7 protein-coding genes are annotated in these 15363 nt (G+C 34.7%); 1 reads left to right on the top strand and 6 read right to left on the bottom strand.

Annotated features, from left to right (window positions below; genetic code table 11):
• Positions 1 to 26: 26 nt before the first annotated feature.
• From UABHE_RS26060 to UABHE_RS26085, 6 genes are all read right to left on the bottom strand, one after another.
• Positions 27 to 1082 carry a DUF3524 domain-containing protein gene (locus tag UABHE_RS26060; RefSeq protein ID WP_372366239.1) on the bottom strand — a complete coding sequence of 352 codons (1056 nt, stop codon included), beginning with the start codon at positions 1080 to 1082 and terminating at the stop codon, positions 27 to 29.
• A gap of 4 nt (positions 1083 to 1086) precedes the next feature.
• Entirely contained in the window at positions 1087 to 1572 is a 486-nt protein-coding gene (locus tag UABHE_RS26065) for a hypothetical protein (protein WP_372366240.1), read from the bottom strand.
• Positions 1562 to 2014 carry a hypothetical protein gene (locus UABHE_RS26070; RefSeq protein WP_372366241.1) on the bottom strand — a complete coding sequence of 151 codons (453 nt, stop codon included), beginning with the start codon at positions 2012 to 2014 and terminating at the stop codon, positions 1562 to 1564. The genes UABHE_RS26065 and UABHE_RS26070 overlap by 11 nt, the downstream gene beginning before the upstream one ends.
• Positions 2014 to 3489 carry a flavin-containing monooxygenase gene (locus tag UABHE_RS26075; protein WP_372366242.1) on the bottom strand — a complete coding sequence of 492 codons (1476 nt, stop codon included), beginning with the start codon at positions 3487 to 3489 and terminating at the stop codon, positions 2014 to 2016. The genes UABHE_RS26070 and UABHE_RS26075 overlap by 1 nt, the downstream gene beginning before the upstream one ends.
• 51 nt (positions 3490 to 3540) lie before the next feature.
• Positions 3541 to 7476, bottom strand: coding sequence for a DEAD/DEAH box helicase (locus UABHE_RS26080; protein WP_372366243.1), 3936 nt, complete (start codon positions 7474 to 7476; stop codon positions 3541 to 3543).
• An 82-nt stretch (positions 7477 to 7558) separates the two neighbouring features.
• Entirely contained in the window at positions 7559 to 8833 is a 1275-nt protein-coding gene (locus tag UABHE_RS26085) for a carbonic anhydrase (RefSeq protein ID WP_372366244.1), read from the bottom strand.
• A 202-nt stretch (positions 8834 to 9035) separates the two neighbouring features.
• Here UABHE_RS26085 and UABHE_RS26090 point away from each other — a divergent pair, with 202 nt between their 5' ends.
• Positions 9036 to 15227 (top strand): hypothetical protein, encoded by a 6192-nt coding sequence (locus UABHE_RS26090; RefSeq protein WP_372366245.1) that lies wholly within the window; start codon positions 9036 to 9038, stop codon positions 15225 to 15227.
• Positions 15228 to 15363: the final 136 nt, after the last annotated feature.

Consider the following 15363-nt stretch of genomic DNA (forward strand, 5'->3'; position numbering starts at 1 on the left):
AAAAATTTACAAATGTAATAAAAAATCTAAAAAATAGCGTCGTACTTGCTAATAGTGCTACTCCATGAATATTTAAACATGCTTTGTGAAAGTCCACCACGTATAGTCTCGTACTCTTCATAGTCCTCTAAAAATAAAATAATTTTTGCCACTAAATCATCAAAGTCTTCATATAAACATTTATGGTGATATTTTTGAGGCAATACTTCAGGATAAGAAAGTCGCGCAGGAACAATTGGAAAACATCCATAATAAATAGCTTCAACAATAGAAATACCAAAATTTTCTTGGATAGCAGTACTAATCACCAAATCGCTTTGCTGTAGCCAAGAGATATACTCTTTTTTACTATTCACAAAACCATAATGTAAAATACGATCGCCCCATTTTTTTTGCGCTGCCAAAAAAAGTTTAGGGACAGATTGCCCACATTCTCCGAGTAATACCAAATCAAAACAAGAATTTTTCAAGTCGACTTCTTCCAATGCGGCAAAAAATTCTTGAGGATTTTTATCAAATTCCCAACGGTGATTCCATACAATTACAGGACGTTTATTTTTAGTTTTTTTTGTATAACGCTGTAATTGGCATCCTGGATGTAGCACTTGCGCTTTTGTTTTTATTTCTTCAGAGATCCACTGCGGTGGGTATTCTGGCGCGCGCTCAAAATACCTTGCGATATGACCAATAAAAGTATCCAAATGTGTTTGCGAATTAAAGACTAACCAGTCTGCAGCAAGACAATTATTAAAATCAATGTGTATACCATGATGATCCACTCCAGAATTTTTCGGCAAAGGATAGGACAACTGGCTTTCATGCATATATAAAAAAATGGGCCGCTTCCACCTATTTTTTAATTCACTTATCGACATCATGCTTGTACAAATAATAGCTTCATATTTATCAGGTGTAACTACATTCATAAAATGCAGTGCAGCTGCTCGCAAACGCCACTTCCAATGGCACGAAGGCAAAGTACACAACTCAATATCATGCACTGAGTGTTTTATCCACCCATCAGCAAAATCTTTATGAGATCCGCCGTAAAAGGATTCTAAAAATAGTAGTTTTTTACTCATTGAATTAAAAATTCCATTCTAAATTTAATGAGGTTTCACAAACAGCACACTCGTAAATATCGTCTTTTACAATATTGATCTGTTGACAACTTACACAACGTCTGAAAATAAACGATTTATCAAAAAAGCTAGGAAAAATCATATTCGTTTTTGCAAGAACATCACTTATAACATTCCACGAACTTACCTCTGGGCAATAACCTGTCGATTGATTTGTAATAAAAGTGACTTCTGCTCTATCTAAAGCGAAGGTCATTTCTCCCGCAGCAAAAACAGAATTCCTTCGCGCGCAAGCAACATGTTCACAATGACGATCAGCGGCCCATAATTTTTCTTGCTCATCAACAATAAATGTAGTGATGATAATTCCCTTACTGTGGTGCGTCCACTTCACAATATCTTCATGACATGTTACTTGTACTCTTTCGCAAGTTTTTTTATTTTCAGCAATAGCTCTTGGACCAACATATTCGTAAAGTCTACTTGACAATGCCTTCATCCTTTGTTTCTTTGGCTTTCATACCTGCTCTTGGAATTCTTTGTTCATCCCACTGCACAACTCCATTCAAAGTACCACTACGCATCCAAATTTGCCCACCACTAGTATCTGTGAGAAAACATTTATTATCTTTAGTAAACTTAAGTTGATAACGTTTTGTTTGCTGATATTTTTTTGGAACGCGAACTAAATTAGGAATTCTTTGTTCACTCCACTGTACAACGCCATTCAAAGTGCCTCCCTTTATCCATAAATCTCCCGTATGACTATCTAAAAAGTACACATCATCTTTCTCTACAAATTGATAGCGGTTTACTTGTGCGTTTGTTTTTGGAAGTTTTGGTGGAGTAAATGCAATGATAAAAGCTCCCACTACAATACATATACCTAGCAAATCACCTTTTTTACTTGCCATTTCTTTCTTATTGCTCATCATTTCTCCCTTGGCTTATCAAAAGTTAAAACCCCATCTTCTATTTTACTTTTCGTAAAAATAGATTTTTCATATTTATAGTTTTGCGGATTTGTCCATGGTTCGCGATCACCCTGTTTGGGAAGATTATCCATAACTCTCTGAATATAATTCGATGTAAAGTTTTCGATAAACGGTTTAGGTTGCATATCCTGATCTTCTTCACGTAAACGAGGCATACAGCGAAGTGTATTTGTTTTTTGCATATGATTGATAATGCGACACGTGTATTTTGCAATAAGATCTGCGCGCAATGTCCACGAAGCATTTACATAACCAAAAGTTAGCGTCAAGTTAGGTACATCTGAGTACATCATACCTCGGTATGTATATGTTTTGGATAAATCAACGTCCTCATTGTTAATAGTGAACACTATACCACCCGTCGCCAAAACATTAAGGCCAGTAGCAGTTATAATAATGTCAGCTTCCAATTCTTTTCCTGAGTCAAGTAGTATACCTTTCTCAGTAAATCGAGAAATAGTGTCGGTAACAATAGATGCTTGTTTTGATTTGATTTTTTTAAACAAATCTCCATCTGGAACAAGGCAAACTCTTTGATCCCACGGATTGTAATTAGGAGAAAAATGTTTATCTACATCGTAACCGCTGCCTAATTCTTTACGAGTCATTTTTACCAGAAATTCTTTTGTCTTTTGAGGTTTCGCACGCGCTTGGTCGTAATAAAAACGTTGGATAAAAACGTTCTTCCAACGCGTTATTGCGTAAGCCATTTTTCCAGGAAGAATTTTTCGCAAAATATTAGCAACCTTATCTTTAGCAGGCCGCGAAACAATATAAGTTGGTGAGCGTTGTAACATTGTAACATGCTCAGCTTTATCAGCCATAGAAGGAACCAACGTAACTGCTGTTGCTCCTGAACCAATAATAACGACTTTTTTACCGGTATAATCTAAATTCTCTGGCCACTTTTGAGGGTGAATAATTTGTCCACTAAAATCTTCGCTGTGAGGAAAATCTGGAGAGTGTCCTTTCTCGTAACTGTAATAACCAGAACACATAGCCAAAAAGTTGCAACTAATCTTAGATATTTGATCAGTACTTTTGTCCTTCACCTCTATTTCCCATTTACAATTTTCGTCTGACCAATTTGCGGTTTTCACCATGCAATTGTAACGAATGTTCTTATCTATGTCGTGCTCTGCTGCCGTTTCTTTTATATAATCTAAAATAGCTGGTCCATCAGCAATCGCTTTGGCAGCACACCACGGCTTAAAATCATAGCCAAGCGTATGCATATCACTATCAGAACGAATTCCAGGATAACGAAAAAGATCCCAAGTTCCTCCCATCGCCTCGCGGCCTTCAAGAACGGCATAACTCTTATCGCGACAATTACGTTGTAAATGACAAGCCATGCCAATACCAGAAAGACCTGCACCAACGATAATAACATCAAAAAATTTCGTGCTCATAATTTTTATCTCTAATTTCTAAGGTACGTCCTAAAGAGTCTGTAATAGGCTCTAATCGACTAATAATTTCATTAACGTTTTCGTATCTAATTTATTTGGCTTATTTGTGCCATCAAGTATTTTTGAGGCCAAATCGCGCTTATTATCGTGTAGATTTATTATTTTTTGTTCAATAGTGTTGCTTGTAACTAAACGGTATACAGTAACTATCTTTTTTTGCCCTATACGGTGAGCGCGATCCGTTGCTTGATCTTCGACAGCTGGATTCCACCACGGATCTAAATGAATAACAGTATTTGCCGCTGTCAGATTAAGACCTACTCCACCTGCTTTCAAACTAATCAAAAACACATTCACCTTACCTTTTTGAAAATTGTTTATGAGCTTTTGACGTTGTTTTTGATTTGTAGATCCATCTAAATAATGATAAGAGATATTATTATTTTTGACAATTTTTTCTGCCATTTTTAAATAGTCAACAAATTGACTAAATACAAGTATTTTACCACCATTTCCAGTAACTTCTTCCAAAATCTCAACGAATGTTTGTAACTTTGAACTCTCAGCTTTACTATCATTGTGAACTAATCGTGGATGACAACACGCTCGCCGCAACCGCATAATTTCCGCTAAAATTTGGATATGTTTTTGTCCACCTTTTTGATCACCATCAGTGATACGCTCAACAGATTTTTGACGAAGTGCTTCGTAAAAATTCAACTCTTCAGGGCTCATATCAACATACATAACTTTTTCTATTTTAGGAGGTAGATCTTTTAAAACTTCGCTCTTCGTTCTTCTTAATATAAAAGGAGATACAATTTCCTTAAGACGCGCTGTCACTTCTGAACTTTTCTCCAATTCTATCGGTATCAAAAAACGTTTTTTAAAATTTTGCGGAGACCCAAGAAGACCAGGATTAATAAAATGAAAAAGTGTCCATAAGTCATTTAAATTATTTTCCACAGGTGTACCAGTTGTGATGATACGAAACTTACTCTCTAATTTTAAAGCTGCCTGTGTCCTTTTAGCATGAATATTTTTTATAGACTGTGCTTCGTCAAGTACCACAATATTCCATTTTTTATCACGAAAAACCTCTTCGCGATTTTGTAACATACCGTAACTTGTGATCAAAAGATCATTTGCTTTGACATTTTTGATCATAGAGTTCTGCGATTGAGAATTAAAAACATAGGGAGTCAAAGAAGGTGTAAATCTTTTGCACTCTACAGCCCAATTAATACATACGGAAGTAGGAGCAACAACCAAAGACGCACCTTTACGTGCACTTTTTAGCAAAATAGCCAATGCTTGAATAGTTTTTCCTAAACCCATATCATCAGCAAGACACGCACCTACACCCCATTTTTCTAAACGCGACAACCATAAAAACCCTTCTTTTTGGTACGGGCGCAAATTAGCGCAAAAATCCTTTGGAAGGTTTGCTTTGTGTTGTTGAATTTTTTCAATAGTAGAAATTTGCTTCTGCCACTCCTTAGCAAAATCTACCTCTTCAAACTCACTAAGAACTTTATGAGCGTTAGGTAAAAGAGCTTTGTGCAGATGATCTTTATCAACACATGAGGCCAACGTTTCTAATTGGCCACGAAGTTCTTCAGTGATTACTGTAAAACTTTCATCATTCAATTTTATATAGTTCTTACCATCAAGACTTTTGAGAAGTTTCTTAATATCCCATACGCGCTTTTCATCCACTTCTATTTTACTACTTAATTCAAACCAATGCTCTTTTTGGGTAATTTTGAAACTCATATTGCCTATACTTCTCACCTGTAATTTTTTTTCACGTAACCACTCAATCTCGACAATATCTTTCCATTTTAGAAGAAGTTGTAAACATCCTCCGGTATTCACATTCCACGACCAAGTATCATTTATTTTCAAGTCACATTTACTGAGAATTTTATTTGCCTGTATTATCTCTTCTTTTACATCTCTTGTTACATAATTTTTATGTTGCGCGTCAAAGAATGCGGTCGTACCTTTCCCAGGGGAAAAGACTTCTTCGGCAAATGGCTTCACGACAAAATCAACAACATAATTATCATCCATTATTTTATCAAAACGCACATATATTTTAGTTGAAGTCGTAGAACTCCTCACATTTCCCATATCAGTATTTGTCGATAAAATATCTATTTCTTGGGTAATTAATTTCGTCACAGTTTTCAATTCTTTTTTCGCTGTTTCAGGTAGAGTAAGTGACCTTCCCATCAGCCGCAAAACTTCACATTGACGATCATTTAAACAGACAACTCTTATTTTATTGCGATCTCGAATACAAATAATATTTTCATGGTGCGATTTTGCATGAGAAAAAGCAAAAATATATTCATTATTTACCTTTTCAAGAGTTACATACGGAAATTCTTTTACTATATCTACACGAGTATCAGGACTTTGTTCCCAAAAAACCAAAGGGTGACCAATCATTTTTAGTAAAGTTCTTTCCCACGAACTTTCAAAATCATATTCGTTGTGCATACTTTCAATAATAGAGCGATCTTGGTCAGTAAAATAGTCACGATTATCGTACAAGGAGTGCAATAATTTACCTTTTGTCCATGTACCATTAGCACGTTTTTTTTGCTCTCTTGCGCAAAATGAATAACTAAACTCCATGTCTATAAACCATACCAAACGCTTTTCTTTGAGTGATCCTTGCTCAAGAAATTCACTTATCATTTGCAACGAACGTTTCCACTGCGCCTCTATTTGCATAACATCAACAATAAGAGGCCTGTTATCTTCACTTATATCATGATCAAACGTAATATCAGGACATATTTTATAAATATTACTAGAAACCCATGGATAACCATTGACAAGGCAATGCTCATAAAGATGTTCCATTTTTTCATCATTCAGATCTAACAACGTTGTTTTACTTACCCAAAAACATATCACCATTACTAAAAATTCAATAATCGGATAAGAATCTACATCGATAATTTTTGAGCAAAAATCATGAGCGCTTTCAATATTATTTTTGCTCAAATCTTCAATAACACTAAGGGTTGTACAAAAGCGTGCGTAAGGATCATTCCATGTTGTCACTTGCTTTAACAAGCGTTCAAAACGCGTATAACGATTCTTTTCCTTACTTAACAACAAACAAGTTAATGCAAAAAAAGCATAAAAGTCTTCAAAACAATCTTTGCGGTCTATACGGTGGTAAGCTTTAATTCCTTCCGAAAAATACTTCCAAGCGGCATCGATATTTCTTTGTAACAATAAAGATATACCGCGCAGCATAAAGCTATAAGGTCGCTTTTCCTTGTAATCTTCTTCTGAAATAGCCAAAGCATATTGTATATCACCCTTTAATAAGTGTATGTTTGCCCATTGCTTTCTCACCAAATAGCTTTCACTACATGAATGCAAGTTCTCTTCAAAGATTTTTGTCCATTTGGAAGGAATAGCTTTTAAGTCTAGAATTTGATTAAAACCAAGATCATCGAGAAAATGGCACATAATGATTGGTGGTAAAGTTTTTTGCCAAGCAAATGGTAGCTCACTGCAAAGATTGTATGTAAATCCACTTTTAGTCATAAAAAAAGGAGTCAACCTTTCCTGCTCTTTTCCAAACTTCAAATAAGATTCTTCATCTTTTCTCAGCACAGCTAAATTTAAGAGCACTCTATCCGAGTAATAAGTTAGAGTTTTTTCAACAACAACCCAAATTGCAGAAGAAAGGTCATCAAAATAAGAAGCAGTCACTGCATCCCCAATAACTTTATCGCGGTACTCTTCTACACAGCCATAATGATAACGAAAAAATTTCTCTCGCAAAAGTTTATTAAATATGGTTGATATTTCCCCTCGTAAAAATTTTACTGATGAAAAATTTTTTAATATTCTAGATAAAATATCAATAGAGGGAGAAGTTCCTAAGAGAGCTATAACTTGCAGTACTATCTTTTCTTTTGATGAGAGCTTTTCATATTTACTGTTATTTTTCAAAGCACTTTCCTCTGTTAAAAATCTGTTCTAAGCTTGCCTGGTAGAATATTTCTATTCTAAAAAATTATTCAAAAAACTAGAATTACTTAGTTAACCACTCAACAACACCTGTTTCTATGTTATAAACTGCTGAAACTATTTTTAATTGCCCTTTTGCAACTTTTTCTCTAGTAACTTCACTTTTTTCAAGAATTTGTTTACTAGTTGTACGGACATTCACTCGAATAGATTTAGCTAAAAGATTTTGACCTTTTTCTAAATTTTTTTGGGCTTGGTGTACAGCTGGAGTAATTTTGGAAATGAGCTTAGGAATATTTCCATGCTGTTCGTGCTCAGGGTGTTCAAGATGATCTAATGCAGCGGTAACTGCTCCACATTTACTGTGTCCTAAAATCAACAATAAAGGTGTTTGTAAATGATCAACTCCATATTCGATAGATGCTAGTTCATTGCTACCAAGAATATTTCCCGCTACTCTTATAACAAAAGCGTCACCAACTCCTTGATCAAAAATAAGTTCTGGAATTACTCGCGAATCAGAACAAGTAATGATCGTAAAAATAGGAAGTTGTCCTTCAATTGCTTGGATATGACGTAAATCTAACGAGTGGTGCGGATGTTGCATTTTATCACTGTGCCAGTTTGTATTTCCTTTTTGTAAAATGTTTAAAACATCATCGGGAGAAAATAACCAATTAATATGTCCATGATATGTATTGTATACAGCTCCAACAACTTTTAGTTTCCCTTCGCGAACTCTTTTTTTCGTACCTTCACTCAATTGTAAAATATTATTAATAACCATACGTACATTTGTTGTCACAGCAGCATTAATAATATTTTCTTCTCCGTAGTCAGGGTGCTCTTTGTGAGATCTCTCTACTGCTGGTTCTATTTTGTGAAGTAGTTTAGGAATGTTAGAATGCGAATTCTTAGTTTTGTATTTCCAACTTTTATAAGCCGCAGTCACTGCCCCACAACCACTATGTCCAAGTACAAGAAGAACAGGAGTCTCAAGATGCTCAACACCATATTCAATGGAAGCGAGTTCGTCTGTATCTACTACATTGCCAGCAACTCTAATCACAAAAAGATCACCGACTCCTTGATCAAAAATAAGTTCGGGGGAAACTCTAGAATCAGAACAAGTCAAAATTGTCGCAAAAGGATGTTGACCTTCTTTTGCAGTCTTGTAGCGGATAGAAGCATTTTGGTGAACAAACTGTAATTTATTCTCCACCCAATGTTGATTACCTTTAACCAATTTTGTCAAAGCTTCATCCGAACTCATCGTCGATTTTTCTTCTTGGGCATTAACAAAACATATCACTAACAAAATCAAAAAAAAGTTTTTCATAAAAAATCCTCGTATGTAATAGGGCATCCCCTAGTAATTATTTTTAAATATCTGGGAACTAAAATACAAACTATGATACTAACTAAGTACTTTCTCTTTTTACCGCAAGAACTAAAGGTAAACCACAAAATTTTGAATATGTTTTAAATTAGTATAGAACTTGAGTATAACAAAATTTATCGTTTTTTCGTAAAGGAACGTTATGAAACAATTACATTTACTGCTTTTATGCGTTTGTTGGATTTCTATATCGGCAAACGAAATCAGCTTCGACGAGCAGTTTAATTTAGCGCAAGATCGCCAAACTGCTTTAAAAAAGTTAATTCCTGGAACACCAGAATATTACTACTACCATTCACTATATTATCAGCACAAAAAAAACTACGAAAAAGTACACGAAACGTTAAAAAATTGGATTAAACGACATGGTAAAACATCGCGAGTTTCTGAAATCAAAAATCGCCAAATACTTTTGGAATACAAAGACAACCCGCAAGCATCCATAAAACATATCATTCATCAACTGGGATTGAGCTTCTTTCATCAAAAACGCCAACAACAAATGGCCAAACAATATCCTAGTAAACTTGATAACAAACTAGTAAGTTACGAAAAGTTATTCAAAGATGCTTTGTCTAGCTCCAACAGCGGCCTATATTATTTCGAAGCCAAAACACTAGATTTCTTAGTAAATGAAAATCTTTCACCTGACAAAAGACGTAATCTTCTAAAAAAACTTACTCGTCCCGACCACGACCGTTTACCTCTGATTATAGTAGAAGACCTAAAGTACAGACATAGCGGTGGTTTTGGCTCTATTGCCATTCATAACAAGCTTTTACTTTCTCAGCTTGACGAATGTCTTAAACGCATGCCAAAACTTATCAAAAACACTAACTTTATACATACTTATTTAAGAAAACTACATCCAAACAACGACAAAAATTGGCAGCTAGATCTAGTAGAAAAATCAAAATATGTAAATCGTTTATGGATTTTTGTAAAAAACTTACCAGAAGCTCAAAACTCTTTGAAAGCGCATGTTCTTTATCATAAATTGCGCTTACAATCGAAACAAGGAAAATATAGTAAGAATCTTTTTCTTACTTATTTAAAGCTGCCGCGAAATGCTGTTTACAGCAATCGAAATTTTTTATATTACGCGCGGCACAAAGCAAACCTTCACCAAAATTACCAAAAACAAACTCAACTTCATACAGTTGGTGATGACACGAAGCTTGTACGCCAATACTTGCAACAATTTCTACTTGGTGCTGAAAACTATGATGAATTCGAAGCATACGTTGACTCCAACTACCTAAAAGCTTTGTTTGCCGAAATTAAAATTGTTTATGGTGTAGGCAACGCAATTGATTGGTACTCGTTACTATCTACTCAAAAGTACAAAGAACTGCAAGAACGAGTAGATTTAGATTTTTTACCAACTAACAAAGATATTTTTACTCAAAAAGCCAATGTGCATTTGCAAGTAGCAATCAAAAATGTACAAAATTTAATTGTAAAAACATATTTCATCAATACCAAAAACTACTACTTGAAACACAAAAAAGAAATAACAACTGCTATTGACCTTGATGGACTTGTTGCTAATCACGAGCAAAGATTTAGTTTCAAGCAAGTACCTCTAAGACGCCACCACGAACAATTTAACTTTCCGCAAATCAACAAAAGTGGAACATACATAATTGAATTTATTGGCAACGGTCAAAGTAATCGTGCTCTTATTCGCAAAGGTAGTTTGACAACAACAGAAAGAATTGGTTCTGCTGGACATGTTTTTAGCATCTACGATGAAAATAACATTTTACTTAAAAACGCAGCAATTTTATTTTCAGGTAGTAAGTACAAAACGAACAAACAAGGTGAAATAACAATTCCTTTTAGCAATCGTCCTAATCAAAAGACACTTATTATCTATCATGATAATTTTGCGCAGTTGCACAAATTTTACCACCATCGCGAAAGCTACAAATTGTTTGCAGGAATATATATAAACCGCGAAACCATTCTGCACAAAAATAAATGTCGTGTTATCGTACGACCACAACTTTTTGTCAACAATGAAAAAATAAGTATCGATATACTTGAAGAAGTAGAATTATCAATAAAAACAACAAATAGGGATGGTATCACTAGTTCCATAAAAATGCCTAATTTCGTTTTAAAAAACGATAGTGAAAGCAAATATGAATTTCAAATCCCCGAAAAACTGTCGAAAATTGAAGTTACTTTAAATGCAAAAGTAATGAATCTTAGTCAAGGAAAAAAGCAACAACTGCAAACAAAAAAATCTCTAAAAGTAAACGGCATTGACAGTAGCGCGAGCACAGAGAATCTTTATTTGCGTAAGGTCAACAGCGGTTACCAAGTAGAATTTTTAGGAAAAACAGGAGAACCACGTCCTAATCGAGTTTTACAAGTGATCTGCAAACACCACTATTTTACCAACAACGTCACTGTAAATTTGCAAACCGATAACAATGGACGCTTGTATTTAGGACAACTTCAAGACATAGATCGGATTACCGTAGGCGGAAATCATACTTGGCATTTGGAAAAAGATCGACGCTCTTATTCGCGAACTCTGCATGGTACTACAGATAAACCACTGTATATTCCAATAATGACAAGTAAAAAAAGTATTCGCGACTTGTGTTCTTTACTAGAAATACGCGGCCAAGAATTTGTAGCAGATATGCGCAGTAAAGTGAACATTGATAATAATTATTTAAAAATAGAAGGTCTCAAAGCAGGAGATTATAGTTTACTACTCAAAGATAGTAATACCGCGATTACTATTCGTTTAACACAAGGAAAACAAAGTAACGATTATGTTGTAGGAAACAATCGTTATTTGCAAACAAGTAAACAAAAACCACTACAAATGGAGCCGCTTGTAAGCAATAAAGAAAAAATTTCAGTACAACTACTAAACTTTACCGGGGCAGCGCGCGTTCACATTATTGCTACACATTTCATACCACAAGAAAATATTTATAATACTCTTGGAGAAAATCAAAATTCACCTTTAAATACTGTTTCGAAACGTTTTCCAAATTCATTATACTTATCTGGTCGTAATATCGGCGAAGAATATCGTTATATTCTAGAACGCAAATATGCTACCAAATTTCCTGGAAACATGTTAGCGAGACCAAGCTTACTTCTAAATCCGTGGAGTCTACGCAAAACGAAAACGGGCGTCCAACATGCAAAACAAGGCTCTGAGTGGGGAGAGTCTAGTGATTCTGCTTTAAGAGCATATCCTGGTCGTTCTCTAAGCTCTAGATTATCTACCTCAGCAACACAATCTGGAAACTACAATTTCAACTTTCTTGCGAACAGTTCTTTAATTTTAACTAATCTTAAACCTGACGATAAAGGCAAAATTGAAATCAACATTTCCTCTATATCTCCAAGACAACACATACATGTTGTTGCCATTGATAATGATGATATAATATACCGTCAGTTAGCATTACCGCGTAGCGGAAAACAATACAAAGATTTACGTCTAATATACGCACTAAATTCTAAAAAACATTTTATTCAACAAAAAAACATTAGTGCTGTGCGTAGCGGTCGTTTATTCAATATATCAGATATTACTACTGCTGAAATCGAAGTATACGATTCTCTAAAAAATATTCATTCTTTCTACACCACTCTAACCAACAATATGACATTAAAAGAATTTCAATTTATACTGCGTTGGCCGCAACTCACAACCACGCAAAAAAATAATTTGTATTCGAAATATTCTTGTCACGAACTCAATTTCTTCTTATACAAAAAGGACCACACATTTTTTCTCAGTACTATCAAGCCATATCTACATAATAAAAAAGATAAGACATTTATTGACCACTGGTTATTAGGTAGTGATTTACGTCAATACTTGCAGCCTTGGGAATACCAACGTTTAAATATTGTTGAGCGAATTTTACTAGGGCAAATTCTCAAAAAAGAAGCTCCGCAAATTGCGCGACAAATTGCAGATATGTGTGACCTACAACCAGTAAATCTAGATCGATTTAATCGCGTATTCACCACAGGAATACAAAATACTTCCTTGGACACAAAAGATGTTCTAGGATTAAATAATGCTAGAAACAAAGCCCCGCGAAAACCAAGTGCCATTAGCGAATTGCCGTCAATGGACGAGGAAGACGAAGAATCATCGGCAGATTTTTTTGATACTAAAAATGAAAGTAAAAAAGCTTTTCAATCCCAAAAAGAAAAACTACAAAAAAGACGCTTTAGACGCGATAAAGATTTGCGCAAAGAAATTAGGCAATTCTATCGTAAACAAGACAAAACACGTGAATGGGTAGAAAACAATTATTACCATTTACCAATAGAAAGACAAATCGCAAAACTGATCACCGCTAACAAGTTCTGGAAAGATTATGCTGCGCATACGAATAAACAACCATTTTTATCAACTCATTTTATCTCCGCTAGTAAAAACTTTAGTGAGATGATGTTTGCTCTTTCAGTTTTAGATTTACCATTTACTGCTGGAAAACATCAAATAGAATATGTTAAAGAAAAGATGTCATTTTCTTCAGACAAGCCAGCCATTATTTTTCACCAAGAAATCAAAGAAGTGGCGACTAAAAAAACAGAGAACTCAATTCTTATTAATCAAAGTTTCTTTGCACGTGATGATCGTTACACCTACAAAAATAGTGAACGTTATGACAAATTTGTTCGCGAAGAGTTTGCAACAGGGCGCGTTTATGGCTGCCAAGTTGTCTTAACAAACCCTACATCATCCAGACGAAAACTAGATGTACTACTACAAATTCCTAGTGGTGCAATGCCAGTGATAAATGGTTTTTACACAAAAAGTTTCTACTACGAATTAGGCGCTTACACCACTCACAAGATGGAATTTTACTTTTACTTTCCTGTTGCAGGAAAATTTTCACATTATCCAGTTCATGTTGCACAGAACAGTGAATTGATTGCTTGGACACAGCCTTTCACTTTCCAAGTAGTAGACAAACTATCAACACGTGACACTAGTTCTTGGGATTATATTTCTCAAAACGGCTCTGCTGATGAAGTGATAGCATATCTCAAAAACCAAAATTTATATCGTGTAAATTTGAATTTAATTGCTTTCCGTATGAGAGATAAAACTTTTTTTGGCCGTACTATTACGGTATTACAACAACGTCGTATATATAATGCAACACTATGGTCCTATAGTTTCTTTCATCAGAATGAATCTATAATGAAAGAGTTTTTACCTAATTCTGCTTATGCTCAAAGATGTGGAAAACATATTTCAAGTCAACTTCTTACAGTTGAACCTATCGTTCGTAACACATATCAACATAAAGAGTACTGGCCTCTTATTCATCCTCGTGTTTATCAACTAGGGCAAAAACGTCAAATACTCAACCAACAATTTTTTCAACAATACCAAGCATTTCAAGAATATATGCGTTACCGTTCAGTGTATAGCAATGATGATTTAGTGACTATGGTTATATACCTCTTGCTACAAGACCGCGTAGAAGAAAGTTTAGCGATTATGAAACGTATTGATCGCGAAGCTCTTGACACAAAAATTCAAGTAGATTACTTGCAGGCGTATTTATATTTTTATTTAGAAACACCTGAAAAAGCGATGGTTATTGCTAAAAAATATCAAAACTACCCTATTGAGCGTTGGCAATTTTTGTTCCGCGATATTATTGCTCAGGTACAAGAAATATCTAATAATAAAGCGCAGATAATTAACAAAGAAGATCGTAATCAAAAACAAACTCAACTTGCTGCTAGTGAGCCAAGTTTTGATTTTACTATCGACAAGCAAAAAATATCTGTGAAATACCAAAATTTACAAAACTGCGAAGTACATTACTATCCAATGGATATAGAACTATTGTTTTCGCGCAAACCTTTTGTTCAAGAGGTTTCAGGGCAATTTTCAGTTATCCACCCTAATCATATACACAAAGTTTCATTAGCAAAAACAAAAAATCTTAAAGTCATTGATATTCCCAAAGAATACAGTGAGAGGAATGTAATGATAGAAGTTGTTGCTGCAGGACAAAGCAAGATGCGCTCTTATTACCCTCATACACTTAATTTACAATTGATTGAAAAATACGGTCAATTGAAACTAACTCACATAGAAGGTAACAAGCCACTTTCTAAAGTGTATGTTAAAGTATATGCGCGCTTCAATAATGGTAGCATACAATTTTATAAGGATGGTTATACTGATTTACGTGGACGGTTTGACTACACTTCACTAAATACAAACGAACTAGACAATGTATCGCGATTTTCAATTCTTATACTAAGTGAAGAGCACGGAGCGATGATTCGCGAAGTTGCTCCTCCAAAGATGTAATTTATTTGGATAGCGTTTACATTCACACATGTTGTTTTACAAATATTGTATACATGTAAAGTTAAGGGCATACTTTTTTATGTGATGCCCTCACTTCGCTTCTACATAAGCTTGTATTCTCTTCCTGTGGCAGAGG

Source organism: Candidatus Uabimicrobium helgolandensis, assembly GCF_041508025.1.
Classification (GTDB): Bacteria; Planctomycetota; Uabimicrobiia; order Uabimicrobiales; family Uabimicrobiaceae; genus Uabimicrobium; species Uabimicrobium helgolandensis.

Bases quoted from the DNA above. Each gene is read 5' to 3' on its own strand.
- UABHE_RS26090 (WP_372366245.1), top strand. From the start codon at position 9,036: ATGAAACAATTACATTTACTGCTTTTATGCGTTTGTTGGATTTCTATA.
- UABHE_RS26075 (WP_372366242.1), bottom strand. From the start codon at position 3,489: ATGAGCACGAAATTTTTTGATGTTATTATCGTTGGTGCAGGTCTTTCT.
- UABHE_RS26085 (WP_372366244.1), bottom strand. From the start codon at position 8,833: ATGAAAAACTTTTTTTTGATTTTGTTAGTGATATGTTTTGTTAATGCC.
- UABHE_RS26060 (WP_372366239.1), bottom strand. From the start codon at position 1,082: ATGAGTAAAAAACTACTATTTTTAGAATCCTTTTACGGCGGATCTCAT.
- UABHE_RS26070 (WP_372366241.1), bottom strand. From the start codon at position 2,014: ATGAGCAATAAGAAAGAAATGGCAAGTAAAAAAGGTGATTTGCTAGGT.